This is a genomic window from Streptosporangium sp. NPDC006013 (assembly GCF_040614275.1).
In the GTDB taxonomy this organism is placed as follows: Bacteria; Actinomycetota; Actinomycetes; order Streptosporangiales; family Streptosporangiaceae; genus Streptosporangium.
In genome coordinates this window covers 1-12,925 of record NZ_JBEXUE010000068.1, presented here as the reverse complement: position 1 = coordinate 12,925, position 12,925 = coordinate 1, and the positions used below count along the sequence as shown (strand labels likewise).

10 protein-coding genes are annotated in these 12,925 nt (G+C 73.0%); 5 read left to right on the top strand and 5 right to left on the bottom strand.

Features of this window, described 5'->3' with window-relative positions; genetic code table 11:
- Positions 1-244 precede the first annotated feature (244 nt).
- The gene (locus ABZ260_RS13545; RefSeq protein ID WP_355616508.1) at positions 245-3,925 is read right to left on the bottom strand and encodes a WD40 repeat domain-containing serine/threonine-protein kinase; all 3,681 of its coding nucleotides are present in this window, start codon (positions 3,923-3,925) and stop codon (positions 245-247) included.
- A 215-nt stretch (positions 3,926-4,140) separates the two neighbouring features.
- Positions 4,141-4,635, bottom strand: coding sequence for a DUF3145 domain-containing protein (locus tag ABZ260_RS13540; RefSeq protein WP_030920167.1), 495 nt, complete (start codon positions 4,633-4,635; stop codon positions 4,141-4,143).
- A 207-nt stretch (positions 4,636-4,842) separates the two neighbouring features.
- Here ABZ260_RS13540 and ABZ260_RS13535 point away from each other — a divergent pair, with 207 nt between their 5' ends.
- From ABZ260_RS13535 to ABZ260_RS13520, 4 genes are read left to right on the top strand one after another with little or no spacing between them, the layout of a single operon-like run.
- Complete coding sequence (locus ABZ260_RS13535; protein WP_355616506.1) at positions 4,843-5,910, top strand: S8/S53 family peptidase; 1,068 nt, start codon at positions 4,843-4,845, stop codon at positions 5,908-5,910.
- 60 nt (positions 5,911-5,970) lie between these two features.
- A complete protein-coding gene (locus tag ABZ260_RS13530) occupies positions 5,971-6,549 on the top strand; it encodes a sigma-70 family RNA polymerase sigma factor (protein WP_350925783.1) in 579 nt (192 codons plus the stop codon).
- Complete coding sequence (locus ABZ260_RS13525) at positions 6,546-7,010, top strand: hypothetical protein (protein WP_355560024.1); 465 nt, start codon at positions 6,546-6,548, stop codon at positions 7,008-7,010. The genes ABZ260_RS13530 and ABZ260_RS13525 overlap by 4 nt, the downstream gene beginning before the upstream one ends.
- Positions 7,011-9,500, top strand: coding sequence for a CHAT domain-containing tetratricopeptide repeat protein (locus ABZ260_RS13520; RefSeq protein WP_355616503.1), 2,490 nt, complete (start codon positions 7,011-7,013; stop codon positions 9,498-9,500).
- Positions 9,501-9,507: 7 nt separating this feature from the next.
- On the opposite strand, the gene ABZ260_RS13515 is transcribed toward ABZ260_RS13520, so the two are convergent.
- Positions 9,508-10,623 carry a nucleotide pyrophosphatase/phosphodiesterase family protein gene (locus ABZ260_RS13515; RefSeq protein WP_355616501.1) on the bottom strand — a complete coding sequence of 372 codons (1,116 nt, stop codon included), beginning with the start codon at positions 10,621-10,623 and terminating at the stop codon, positions 9,508-9,510.
- The gene (locus ABZ260_RS13510; protein ID WP_030920184.1) at positions 10,620-11,213 is read right to left on the bottom strand and encodes a DUF5998 family protein; all 594 of its coding nucleotides are present in this window, start codon (positions 11,211-11,213) and stop codon (positions 10,620-10,622) included. Before ABZ260_RS13510 ends, ABZ260_RS13515 begins: the two co-directional genes overlap by 4 nt.
- Positions 11,214-11,584: 371 nt before the next feature.
- Here ABZ260_RS13510 and ABZ260_RS13505 point away from each other — a divergent pair, with 371 nt between their 5' ends.
- On the top strand, positions 11,585-12,067 hold the full coding sequence (locus tag ABZ260_RS13505) for a hypothetical protein (RefSeq protein ID WP_355616493.1): 483 nt from the start codon (positions 11,585-11,587) through the stop codon (positions 12,065-12,067).
- A 53-nt stretch (positions 12,068-12,120) separates the two neighbouring features.
- Here ABZ260_RS13505 and ABZ260_RS13500 read toward each other — a convergent pair.
- A partial coding sequence (locus tag ABZ260_RS13500) for an acetate--CoA ligase family protein (RefSeq protein WP_355616489.1) occupies positions 12,121-12,925 on the bottom strand: 805 nt, incomplete at its 5' end.

Here is a 12,925-nt window from a genome sequence, read left to right as displayed (position 1 = left end):
CGGCGGGGATGGATGCCCATCCCTCTTGTGACCAGCAGGGTGGCTTTGGCCGCTGTGGAGCACATCTTCGGCGTAATCGCCGCGGCGGCGGGCCTGTTCGCCGTCACGGTCTGTCGACCATGGGATGGGGACCTGGTCCGGTGCTGTGGGGTGGCGAGGGTGTGCGGCAGCCGGTGGTTCCCGGCCTGGCTGACTCTGGACGGGAGGCCCCCGGGCGGGGGCTTCCCGTTGTGGACCCGTGGCCTCACGCGCCCCCGCTCGTACCGGTCTCGGGGCAGACCTCCCGGTAGGGCAGGTCGGGCAGGTAACGCGCCCACTCCTGGGTGGAGAGGTTCCCGCCCGCCCGCCCGCACACCGCCGCGACGACCCGTGGAGAATCCAGGGGAAACTCCTGGAAGCCGCCGTCGCGCGCGGCGTGATACAGGCTGCTGCCGTCAGGACCGAGCGAGATCGCCGCGACCTCGTCCGTGTGCCCGGTGATGGCGGAGCCGATCTGCCGGCCGGTGGCGGGATTCCAGAGCCTTACCGTGCCGTCCCGCCCGGCGCTGGCGAGCAGCCCCTGGTCGAAGACCAGATCCGTGACGGCGCCGGTGTGACCGACCAGGACGGGGCCGAGGCGCTGCCAGGTCCGGGCGTTCCAGAGTTTGATCTGGCCGTTCTCCTCACCGGTGGCGACGGTGGCGCCGTCAGGGCTTACCGCCACCACGCTGTTGGAGTCGGCCGCCCCGCTCGGCCTGTTGACCAGCTTGCCCGAGGCGACGTCCATGAGGCCGACGGCGCCCAGGCCACCCACCGCCAGGGTGCGCCCGTCTGGAAGGAACGCCAGGCCCGCGCGGCCGAACAGGGCGGGCATGCCGCTGCGTACGACGTTCTGCTGCTCGATGAGCCGGATCGGGCGCCCGCTCGGCAGGTCCCAGAGCGCGAGGGCCCCCAACGGCTCGGCGCACTCCCCGCAGGTGAGGTAGAACGTGGCGGCGAGGGTCCTGCCGTCCGGGCTGAGCGCGAGTTCCTCGATGCCGTCGTACTGGTACGGGCCGACCACCGCGTCGGTTCGCGGCTTCTGCTCGCTGTAGGGGAAGGAGGCGAGCATGCGCCGGGTGGAGACCTGCCATACGCTCACCATCGTGCCGTAGCCGACGACGAGGGTCTTCCCGTCCTTGCTGAAGGTCGCGGCGGCCCGCGCCAGGTGATCGTTCGTGAGGTCGTCCCCCGGCACCCGGAGGGGATCGCCCAGCGGCCTGCGCAGCGCCGTGTCCCACAGCCGGACCTCTCCCCTGCCCTCCACCGCCATGACGCGCCCGTCGGGGCTGAACACCGCGTCGTGGCCGCCGGCACCGCTGAGCAGCGGATGGGTGTAGGCATCGATGTCGAGGGTCAGCACCGAACCCCAGTCTCCGAGCAGGCGGAGCGTGCGATCCTCAGGACCGAAGCGGGGCGTCACGCTCCCCAGGCCGGGAAGCGGGTAGCGGGCCAGCTCACGACGATCACTCACCCGCCAGAGCGTCACCCTGGCGCCCTCGGCGTCGGAGTAGGCGAGGAAGCGGCCGTCGGCGCTGAACGCGAACCGCGGAATCGACCGCGTCGGCGTGAACTTTCCGGCCGACCGCGTGCCGGAGGCGACATCCCACAGTTCCGCCCGCCACTCCGTCCGCGCCTGGTCGAACGCCGCGTTCACGATCGTCCTGCCGTCGGGGCTGATCGCCACGGGGAGAAAGCCGCCCCGGGAGAGCCACGGTGCCGGCACCCGCGTCCGGGTACGGAGGTCCCACAGCTCGGTCGCCGGCCCCGTGTCGCTGACGCCACCTGACGGGATACCCGATATGACGGCCCTGTCGTCGACGGACAGGGCAGTCACGTCGAGGTAGGTCAGCGTCGTCGGCGGCAGGATCCGCCGCCGGCTGTCCACGTCCCACAGCTGGCCCTGTGGCAGCTCACCGCCCTTGCTGACCACGAGCAGGCGTCCGCTGGGGCCGAACTCCAGTTTCTCCGCGTGCTCAAGGAAGGACGTGTCGCCGAACTCGGCGCCGATCTGTTTTCCCGAGGCGAGGTCCCAGAGCCGCAACCCGTCACCGGCGGCCGTGGCGAGCCTGGTGCCGTCCGGGCTCAGGGATGCGGCGAAGGCCGGCTTGCCGGCCGTGGTGAAGGTGTGGAGTCGCTCGCGCGTGCCGACCTCCCAGACTTGAACCTCGTTCTCGTTCACGTCGGCACGCATCCGGCCGTCGGGGCTCAGGGCGTGGACCGTCGTGGCGGTGCCGTCCGGATCGGCGAACAGGTCCTGCTGCGGCTGGGCCAGCGAGCTGTAGAGGCTCGACCGGGCCTCGGCGACGGGAGCGGTCTGCCACGCGGCCACGCTCAGCAGCATCGCCGCCCGCGGGTCGGTGGCCCGCAGCGCGTCCGCCCTGCCCGCTATCGCCTGGGCCTGCGCCCGGTCCAGCTGCTCGGCCACCGTGCGGCGCTGCTGTTCCGCGAGGCCACCCGCGGCGACCGCGAGGGCCAGCGACACGGCCAGGCTGAGGGTGACCAACCGGCGTCGTCTGCCCCGCCGGCGGACCAGCACGGTGCTGGCGGTGAGGAAGCTGCTCTCCGAGCCGGTGAGGTTCAGGTGGTGGCGGCCGGTGGCCGCCCACTGGAGCGCGGTCTCCAGCGCGCTTCCCTGGTAGAGGTCCCCGTCCTTGATCCCGCCCGTCTTCCAACGCCGGGCCGCGGCGTTGAGCCGCCAGTGAACCGGCAGGCCGCCGCGTTCGGCGTCGACCCATTCGTGCAGGCGGGGCCAGGCCCGCAACAGCGCGAGGTGGGCGATGGTCACGGTGTCGGTGTCCGGGTCGGTGACGATGAGACCGGCGGAGCCGTAGGCCGCGAGCACCTGCGCCACGAGGGCGGCCTCCCCCTCGGACCTGCCGTCGGCGAACTCGGCACGCGGAGCCCGCCTGAGCGTGTCCTGGCTGTCCTCGTCGACGCCGACCATCCGCAGGAAGATCTCCGGCATCAGCCGCTGCGCGGCGGGCGGCAGGCTGAGGTAGATGCTCTCGGCGTGCGTGCCGAGGGCGGGATCGGCGGCGTTCAGCTGCGCGGGCGGGCGTACCCGCTCGGCTGCCCGTACGCCGTCCCGGAGAAGAGCGCCGGTGTCGCCGGGGTTCCCGATCAGGCCCATCAGCAACTCCTGTGCCGACGGGCGCAGCTCCGGATCCTTCTCCAGTGCCCGTCCGACCAGGATGCGGAGCGAGCCGTCCAGGACGCTCAGGTCGGGGTGAAGGGTCAGGACACGGTGCAGGATCGTGGCGGTGGTCTCACCGGTGAAGGCGTGGTGGCCGGTCGCCGCGAAAAGGATCACCGCTCCCCAGGCGAACACGTCGGCGGACGCCTGCGCGCGCTGCCCTGACAGCACCTCGGGCGCCATGTACGGCGGCGTGCCGGCGGCGAGGCCGTCGGTGGTCAGTGACGCCTCCTCCGTTCGCGCGATACCGAAGTCGATCACTCGTGGACCGTCCGGGCCGAGCAGCACGTTCTCCGGCTTCAGATCCCGGTGGATCACCCCTGCCTGGTGGATGGAGGCGAGGGCGGTGGCAATGGCGGTGGCCAGGCGGTGGAGCCCGTCACCGTGGTAGGGCCCGGCGGTCGTGACCGCCTGCTTCAGCGTCGGGCCATGGACGAACTCGCTGACGATGTAGGGCGGGGACGCCTCGGGGTGGGCCTCGATGACCCTCGCGGTGCAGAAGGAGGAGACCTTCTGGGTGGCGGCGACCTCCTTGGCGAAGCGTCCCCGCAGTTGCGGATCCGCCCTACCGCCGGCACGCAGAACCTTGATCGCGACTCTGCCGCCCATCTCGTCATAGGCGTCGTAGACGACTCCCTGCCCGCCCTCACCCAGGCGCCCCGCGAGCCAGTAGCCACCGATCCGCTGAGGGTCCCCGACACGCAGTGACACGCCCACTCCCGACGATCCAGATTCCGATACCCCTTTATGTCGCTATGAAGGCAGCAAAAGTTGCGGCATCCGGCGAGAAACTCAGCCGTGTCTCCCGGCGCGACGTGCGCATGATCATCCGCTGACCCGGCAGGGGGTCGTCAGGGCGGGTACGGGCCGCTCACCTCGACGGGAGCGTGCGAGACCGGCGGGACGGGCGGGGTCGGGCCGCGAGGTCAGACGGCGGCGTGCAGCCAGCGGACCGGTGCGCCCTCCCCCGCGTAGCGGAACGACTCAAGCTCGGCATCCCACTGCTTGCCCAGCAGGCGGTCGATCTCCTCCTCCAGCACCACGCGGCCCTGGCGTGCCATCAGCATGGCGGAGCGCAGCCGGTCCTCCGGGATCAGGATGTCGCCCGTGGCCCCGACAACGGCCGTGAAGGCACCGAGAGACGGGGTATAGGCGTGCCGGGACCCGTCGACCCCCGGTGAGGCGTCCTCGGTGATCTCGAAGCGGATCCGCTGCCAGCCCATCAGGGATGAGGTGATGGCCGCCGCGGTCCCCACCCGGGCCTCCCACTCGGCCTGTGCGCGCACGTGACCGGGCGCGGCGGGCTGTGGCGTCCAGGTCAGGTCTACGGGTACGCCAAGAACGCCTGCGACCGCCCATTCAATATGAGGGCACAGCGCAGGCTGAGCTGAGTGGACGTAAAGCACGCCACGAGCAGACACCGGACCTCCCGTTTCGGTACGAGGTGCGCCTTCCCCAACGGCCTCGTCCCAGGATGATCACAAGTGACTGAAGGAGAGACTACCGTCGGTTGTGACGTCGCACCAGAGGGGGGTCATACCAAGATGTTGCGACGCGGCCCCTTGGCCAGGGCATCCTCGGGAGCGAAGAGAACCCCCGCAAGCTGGTGAGCACCCCCGGAGGACCAGATGGATACCGATATAGAACGGGTGGAACCCATCCCTGGATCGCCCGCTCTGATCAGAAAAGGTCAGTTGCTGACCGACGCCTCGGGCATGGCCGCCACCGCCCGCTGGGCCGAAGCCGTCACCGAGACCCAAGGGATCTACCGGGTGCGGCTCTCATCGGGCGTGGACGTCTGCGACCTGGTGGCGTCGTTACGGGAGCGGGGGCTTCCCGCCTCTCCCAACCATGTGCTGACAGGCCAGCCGCTCTATTTCGGAGGTCCGGCCTCCCGCCCCTTTCCCACCCTCGCCCTCCCGATGCCCGAGCCCGCCGCGGACGGGCCCGCCACGACCGCCGTGACGGTGGCGCTGGCCGACACGGGCCTGGCGTCGCACCCGTGGTGGCGGACGAGCCCGTGGTTTCTGGAACGGGGACAGGAGTCCGCGGAGGTGCCCGACTCGGACGGCGACGGCGAACTGGACCCCCAGGCGGGGCACGGCACGTTCATCACCGGGCTGGTCCTGCGGTCGGCCCCGGCGGCGAGGCCGCGGCCGATCCGGATGCTGAACAGCCACGGCATCGGGGACGAGGCCGGACTGCTGCGCGTCCTGGGCCGGCTCAGGGCCGAACCACCCCGGGTGCTCAACCTGTCCTTCGGCGGGCACACCTTCGACGACGGCCCCTCCCCGCTGGTGGAGGCCGCCCTGACGGAACTGGCCGGCACGGTCACGGTGGCCTGCGCGGGCAACACCGCCTCGGACCGCCCCTTCTGGCCCGCCGCCTCGCCCGAGGTGATCGCCGTCGGAGCACTGGACGCGGCGGAGCAGGCCAGGGCCCCGTTCTCGGCATACGGCCCGTGGGTCGACGCGTGTGCCCGTGGCGAGTGGCTGTCCAGCACCTTCCTCGAACACGGCGCGTTCCGCGGCTACGCGCGCTGGAGCGGGACCTCCTTCGCCGCCGCCCTGGTGAGCGGGGCGATCGCCGCGGCGTCGGCGGACCGGCCCTCGCGGGAGGCCGCGAAAGACGTCCTCGATCCGGTGGGGGCCAGGCGGATCCCCGATTTGGGAGTCGTCGTGCCCACGCCCGGCTAAAGTCTCACCCAAAGTATTCACTCGAATACTCAGAGTGCCCTATGTGGCCCGGAGGTGCCGGTGAGCGACCAGCCCACGATCGAGGCCGTCCTGGCCGGCGACCAGGCGGCCTGGGACGCGCTGGTCACCCGCTTCACGGGCGCGCTGTGGTCGGCGGTGCGCGCCTACGACCTGAGCCCGGCGGACGCCGCCGACGCGGTGCAGGGCACGTGGCTACGGCTGCTCGAGAGCCTGCACACCATCCGTGACCCGGACCGGATCGGTCCCTGGCTGTTCACCACGGCCAAGCGCGAGGCGTCCCTGCTCCGCCGGCGGCACCGGGGCGAGCGACTGGTCGCCGACCCGGTGGACGCGGAACGCGCGTGCGTGGACACCGAGCCGGCCGACGCCGGGCACGTCCACGCCGATCCGGCGCTGGCCGTGCTGACCGCCGACGAGAGCCGTCGTCTGTGGCAGGCCGTCGACCAGATGCCCGAGCCGTGCCGCTCACTGTTCCGGCTGATGGCCACGGCCCCCGACGCGGGCGTCCACCAGCTGGCCGGGCGTCTGGGCATGCCCAGCGGCAGTTACGGCCCCACCCGGGGTCGCTGCCTGAACCGACTACGCACCATGCTCACCACTCGGGAGGCGACACCGTGACGCGACATCCGACGACGATCGACGACGAGTCCCTGATAGCCGCGCTGCGCCTGGCCTCCGGGAGCGACCCGGTGCCGGCCCAGGTGACGACCGCCGCCCGCGCGGTCTTCGGTCTGCGGCTGCCCGGTGCCGGCACGGCCCGCCCCGTGGTCACCCCAGCGCCGCAGGGCGTCCGGTCCACCGAGGAGCCCCGGCTGCTGAGGTTCGTCGCCGCCGAGCTCACGGTGGAGCTGGAGGTCACCTCCCTGGACGGGCTGGTCGACCTGGCGGGCCAGATCTCCCCCTGTCCCGAGGCGGGCACGCTGGTCGAGATCCGCACGCTACACCTCACCGAGTCGCGCCCCCTGTCCCCGACGGGCCAGTTCGCCGTCACCGGCCTGCCGCCGGGCTGGTTCAGCGTGGTGTGTCACCGGCCGGAGAGCTTCCCGGTGGTCACCAGCTGGACCCGGATCCGCCCGTAGTTGACCTTCGACGAAGCGCTCACCGCCGCCGAGCGCGCGGTCGACCTCTCGGGCAGCGACCCGGCCCGAGCCCTCGCTCTCGCCCGTACCGTGCTCGCCTCGCTCCCCGCGTCCTGCCGGGGAACGACCGGCCAGGCGGGTGATCCGGACCGTGGCGGCGCGGTGTCGGAGCGGGCCTCGGGCTGCCGGCACTGCGAGGCGGAGGCGGTGGCGCACCGGGCGCTGGCGGTGGCGGCACGTGAGCTCGGCGACCTGCCGTTCGCCGAGGAGCGGTTGCACCTGGCGGTGGAGATCTCACTGCGGGCCGGGCTGCCGCACCGGGCCGCCCAGGCGCGCCTGTCGCTGGTCCACATCCGCACCGAGCTGGGCCACCCGGAGCAGGCACTGGCCATCGCCACGGACGCCGAACCCGGTCTGGCCCCGGCCGAGCTGGGCAAGCTCGGCGTGCATCGCGCGATGGCCCTGGCGAGGCTCGGCCGCTACCGCGAGGCCGTCGAGCACTGCGACCGGGCCATGACCGTCCTCGGCGACGACGTCAGGTTCGTGGCCGGGGCGATGCTGAACCGCGGGCTCGCCCGGGTGTTCCTCGGGGAGTTCGAGGCGGCGGAGGCCGACCTGGGCCGGTGCGCGGAGCTGGCGAGAGACGCGGGCCTGGAACATGTGCTCGCGCTCGCCGAGGGCAACCTGCCGTTCCTGGCCGCGCGGCGCGGCGACCTGCCCGCCGCCTTCACCGCCTACCGGCGCGCCCAGGACGTCCTGCTCGACTACCCGGAGCGGCTGGCGACGGTCCGCTGCGACCTGGCCGAGGCACTGGTCACCGCCCACCTGCCCGGCGAGGCTCGGGCGCTGCTGGACATGGCGGTTCCCGAGCTGGCGGCGGCGGGCGCCGGGGTGACCCTGGCCGAGGCCCGCCTCCTGCTCGCCAGGGTCGAGCTGCGCACCGGAGATCCGCGCCGTGCCCGGGAGAGCGCGGAGCTGGCCGCCCGCGAGCTGGCCGCGCAGGGGCGGACGGTCCTGACGCCGCTCGCCGAAGAGATCCTGCTGCGGGCCCGGCTCGCGCTGGACCCGTCCTCCGCCGAGTTACCGGCGACGGTGCCGGAGATGCTCTCGTGCGCCGAGGCGCTCGATGCCGCCGGGCACCGGGATGCCTCGGCGGCGCTCAGGCTCAGCACCGCCGAGATCGCGCTCCGGCTGGGTGACCGGCCGTCCGCCGAGGGCCAGCTGGCCCTCCTCGCCCGCTCGGGTCGCGGAGTGGTCGCCCGCCAGGCGACGGCGCTGCGGCGGTTCCTGGCCGGCGACCGGCGGGGGGCGTTCGCGGCGGTGCTGGCGGGCCTCGCGGAGGTGGGGTCCGGAACGAAGGCGTTCGAGGACCCGGTGATGCGCGCGCACGCCGCCAGGGAGGGTGAGCCGCTGGCCGAGTTCGGGCTGGCCCTCGCCATGCGGACCGGGCGAGGCCGCACGGTCCTGGCATGGGCCGAGCGGTGGCGGGCGGTCACCGGGGGCGCGGGCCGGCCGCTCGCGCCCGGCCTGGCCGCGCTGCGAGCGGCACTCGGGGAGTCGGTCCTGGTGGAGTTCGTCCGCCACGAGGCGGAACTGGCCGCCGTCGTGGTCACCGGGGAGCGTGTGACACTGCGCCGCCTCGGCCCGTTCGCGACCGTCGCCGAGGCCACCGTCCGCCTCCGGTACGGGCTGCGCAGGACACACCTGCTCGATGGAAGGGCTCCGGAGTCCGGCGCGGAGGCCGCGGAGCTGGAACGGCTGCTCTTCCGCCCGCTGCGTGACCGGCTGGGCGACCGGCCGCTGGTGATCGTGCCGACGGGGACGCTGCACATCCTGCCCTGGCCGCTGCTGCCGATGAACGCGGACCGGCCGGTGAGCGTGGCGGCCAGCGCCGCCGCCTGGCTGGCCGGCAGGCAGGTGCCGGTCGTGCGGGACGGGCGTGTCGTGACGGTGGCGGGGCCGGGGCTGCGGTGCTCGGAGGCCGAGGCCCGCATGGTCGGCGAGTGCCATCCGGGGACCGAGCGGGTGGCGGCTCGGCGGGCGGAGGTGATGACGGCGCTGGAGCGGGCGGACGTGGCGCATCTGGCCGCGCACGGAATGTTCTCCCCGCGCAGCCCGCTGCTGTCGAGCATCGATCTCGACGACGGCCCGCTGATGGCGTACGACCTGCTCCGGCTGCGCACCCCGCCGGGCCTGGTGGTGTTGTCGGCGTGCGACGCGGGGATGGCGCACGCCCCGGCCGACGGGGCGCCGCTGGGGCTGGCGGGCACGTTCCTGTCGCTGGGGACGCGGTGCGTGGTGGCCAGCCTGGTGCCGGTGCGCGACGAGGAGACGCTGGCTCTGATGACCGCCTTCCACGGGTCGCTGGCCGCCGGCGACCCGCCCGCACGGGCACTGGCCACCGCGAGCGGGCAGACCGGGGTGGCGGGCTTCGTCTGCTTCGGGTGCGGGGATCAGCCGGTGGCGTCAGGTCCTGGGGAACCGGCGTAGCGCGGGTCTATCTGGTGCTCACCTCCAGGAGGGGAACGTACTGCTCGGCGGGTGTCAGCGAACCGTGACAGCCGACGAAGGCCGCCTCCTGCGGCTCGGCGACCGAGGCGACGATGGCGCAGTCGGCGTACGGAACGGCGAGGACGTCACCGATCCTGGGCAGCCATTCGGGGCGGACCCTGGGGCCGAACCAGCCGGATTCGACCGCCTCCTGACGGGATGCCACCCATGCCTTTCCGGCGAGGATGTCGCGCCAGGTGTCGAGGACCGCCTCCGCGGCGCCGGGGACGGTGTAGACGTGACGGGCCCTGGCCTCCCCGCCGAGCAGTGCGACGCCCTCGCGCAGCACGCCGAGCGTGTCGACATCGACGCGCTCGGTGACGTTGACCATGCCGTGGTCGGCGGTGACGTACATCGCCGAGCCGGGCGGGAGCGTCTCGGCCAGCCGCTCGGCCATCCGGTCGACCCGGGCGAGCTGGTCGAGCCAGGCCGGGGAGCCCCAGCCGGTCCGGTGGCCGATGGAGTCGAGGTCTCCGTAGTAGACCGAGACGTGGGCGCGGGGCTCGGTCAGCGCGTGGCGGACCCCGGCGATCCGGTCGTCGACCTCGTCGGCACCGACGAAGCGCACGCCCCGGTAGACGGCCCTGTTGAAACCGGTGGTCTCGAACTTGGCCGGGCCGATGTAACTGACCGGGATGTCGGCCGCCGCCGCACGCTCGTACACGGTCGGAGCGGGCTGCCAGTCGCCGGGTTCGACGAGGGGGCCCTGGGCGGTCCAGCGCAGGCAGTTGAGCATGTAGCCGGTGCCGGGCACGGCGAGCTGATAACCGAGCATGCCGTGCTCGCCCGGCGGCAGGCCGGTGCCGAGCGTGGCCAGGCTGGTCACGGTCGTGGCGGGGAAGCCCGCGGTGAGCACCCTGTCGAGCATGGCGGACATGAACGGCGCGGTCTCCGGGTGGGCGCGGAGCAGTTCGGCGCCCATGCCGTCGACGAGGAACAGCAGAACCCGCTCGGCCGGGGCGAGGCCCAGGGGGTTGTCGCCGTCCATCCCGATCGCGGCCAGCAGTGAGGAGGAGAGGTCCGCGAGAGTGGCCGTGCCGTACGCGGGGATCTGGGCCCTCACGAGGCGGCCGTGCGGGCCGTCGCCTCCGACAGCGCCTTGGCGAAGGCCAGCACGTGGGAGACGGCCTCCGGCCCGTCGGCCGCCTCGCTCACCCGCAGGGAGAGGTCGTCGGCCGTGATCGCACCGGTGTACCCGTGGTCGGCCTCGCAGTTCTCGTCGCCGCAGGTGGCCGGCTCCAGGTCGACGTGGGAGATGGCGCCCCAGCCGATCGTGAGCGTGACCTCCGTGGGCGGCACGCCCGGCACGTAGGAGGCGGGGTCGGGGACGACCCTGGTGACCGCGACCGACTGGATCCGGCTGAGACGCACGGCCTCGGTGGTCGTGGAGGCGTGTGACGCCGACACCCCCTCCACGGGCGGGTGCTCGTCGGTGTGGCAGACGAGTAGCCGGGTGGGTGAGAGCACCAGCACCGTGACGTGCCTGCGCACCTCCATGGCCGGGTCGAAGGTGGCCTCGTGGTGCACGACGTAGGCGCCCACCTGCTCCTTGCCGAGCGCGGACTCGACCGCGTCGGCGACCAGATCGGGATAGTAGCCACTGCGGTCGATGGCGTCGCGCAGGCCGGCGGACGAGAGTCGGGTTTCCCTCATGGGTCCATCCTGCCCTGTCCGGGGCAACGCTTTCACCGGGAGCGCGCGACCTTTGGCAGGTGGTGCAAATCGTGATCCGCCCCACCACGGCCCCTTCCCGGCCGCGTGGGCGCCGCCGGACGTCCTCACCGGCCCTCGACTTTTCCCTTCGATCGGTTTGGCGTGATCCTTTCGGGGCTACCGGGAGCAGTGGCGGTGGCACGCCTGCCGTCCCGAGCCGCGGCGACAGGTGGTTCACCGCATTCGGCGAATGTTTCGCAAATCCAAGCATGTTTTCACCGCATCGGAATTGGAGGCGGTGGATTCCCAGTGGAATCGGGGGATGAGGAAGTATGACCGATGAACGTCCAGATCCTGCGGGACGCGGGCCGATGCGACGAATCGGTCTCGTGCTGACCGTCGCGGCGGCCGTCGCGGGCGTGCCGCCCGCCCTGGGAGCGAGGTTCCCCGGCGACCTGATCCTCACCACGGTCCACGACGGCCCGTTCGAGGCGGGTGGCACCGGCACGTTCTCCATAGACGTCACCGCCGACCCCGCCTCCGGCGGGATCGGGTACCCGACCGAGGTCACCTACTACTTCCCCGCGGGCCTGACCCCGGTACGGGCCTCCGGCGCGGGCTGGAGATGCCGGATCACGGCCGGCAGCGTCGGCTGCGAAACGCGTGACCTGGCCTCCCCCGGCTTCCAGCTTCCCCGGATCACGGTCGGCGTGACCGTGGCGAGGGACGCCACCGGCACGCTGACCGCCTCCGGCAGGGCGGTCGAGGCCGTGGCCGTCCCCACCGGGGCCCGCCCTGCGACCGCCACCGTCGCCAGCACGGTCCAGATCGTCCCCGCGACGCCCGCGACCTGACCGAGGCCGGGGTGCGCCGTGCTCTCCTGCCGTGGGCCCGGCGGGAGAGCACGCTAGCCGAGGCGCCGAGGGCCGCCGTCGGGACGCGGTCCCCGGTGGCTGCGGAGCACGGCCCGGGCGCCCAGCACGGTCACCCCTGACTCCCCCACCAGCACCGGGTCGAGGGTGAGCCGCGCCACCTCGGGGAGGTCGTCCGCCAGCCGCCCGAGCCGGATCAGCAGGTCCTCCAGCGCCTCGACCGCGACCGGCGGGTAGCCGTACTCGCCGAGGAGCAGGGGGGCGGCGCGCGGCGACCTCACCAGTGCCGCCGCGTCCTCGCGGGTCAGCGGCGCCAGCCGGTACGCCTCGTCGCGCAGCAACCGTGCGGTGATCTCGCCGAGCCCGAAGGAGACGACCGCGCCGAAGGCGGGGTCCTCCATCACACCGGCCACGGTCGGCACCGCGGGCTGCGGAGCCATCCGCTGCACCGTGAGCACGGCCTCGGGTTCGAGTTGGCGCGTCAGGTCGGCGTAGGCGTCACGCACCCCGTCGGGTCCCGACAGTCCCAGGCGCACGGTCCCGGCGCGCTTGGCCGCCTCGGCTCCGGCGGCCTTCAGCACCATCGGCCAGCCGAGCCTGGTCGCGGCGTCGACCGCCTCCTGGGGCGAGGTCACCGTCTCCGACGGCCAGACCTCCACCCCGTAGCAGGCGAGCAGCTGCGAGGCGTCGATCTCGGCCGGGGCGTCGCCAAGAGCGGCGAGCACGAGGCTCCGTGCCGCACCGGTGTCGTCGACCATCTCTGTCACCGTGCGGACCTGCGTCAGCTCGGTGTCCACCTTGGCGTCGATGGAGAGAAGCCGGGTGGCGACGATGTTCTCG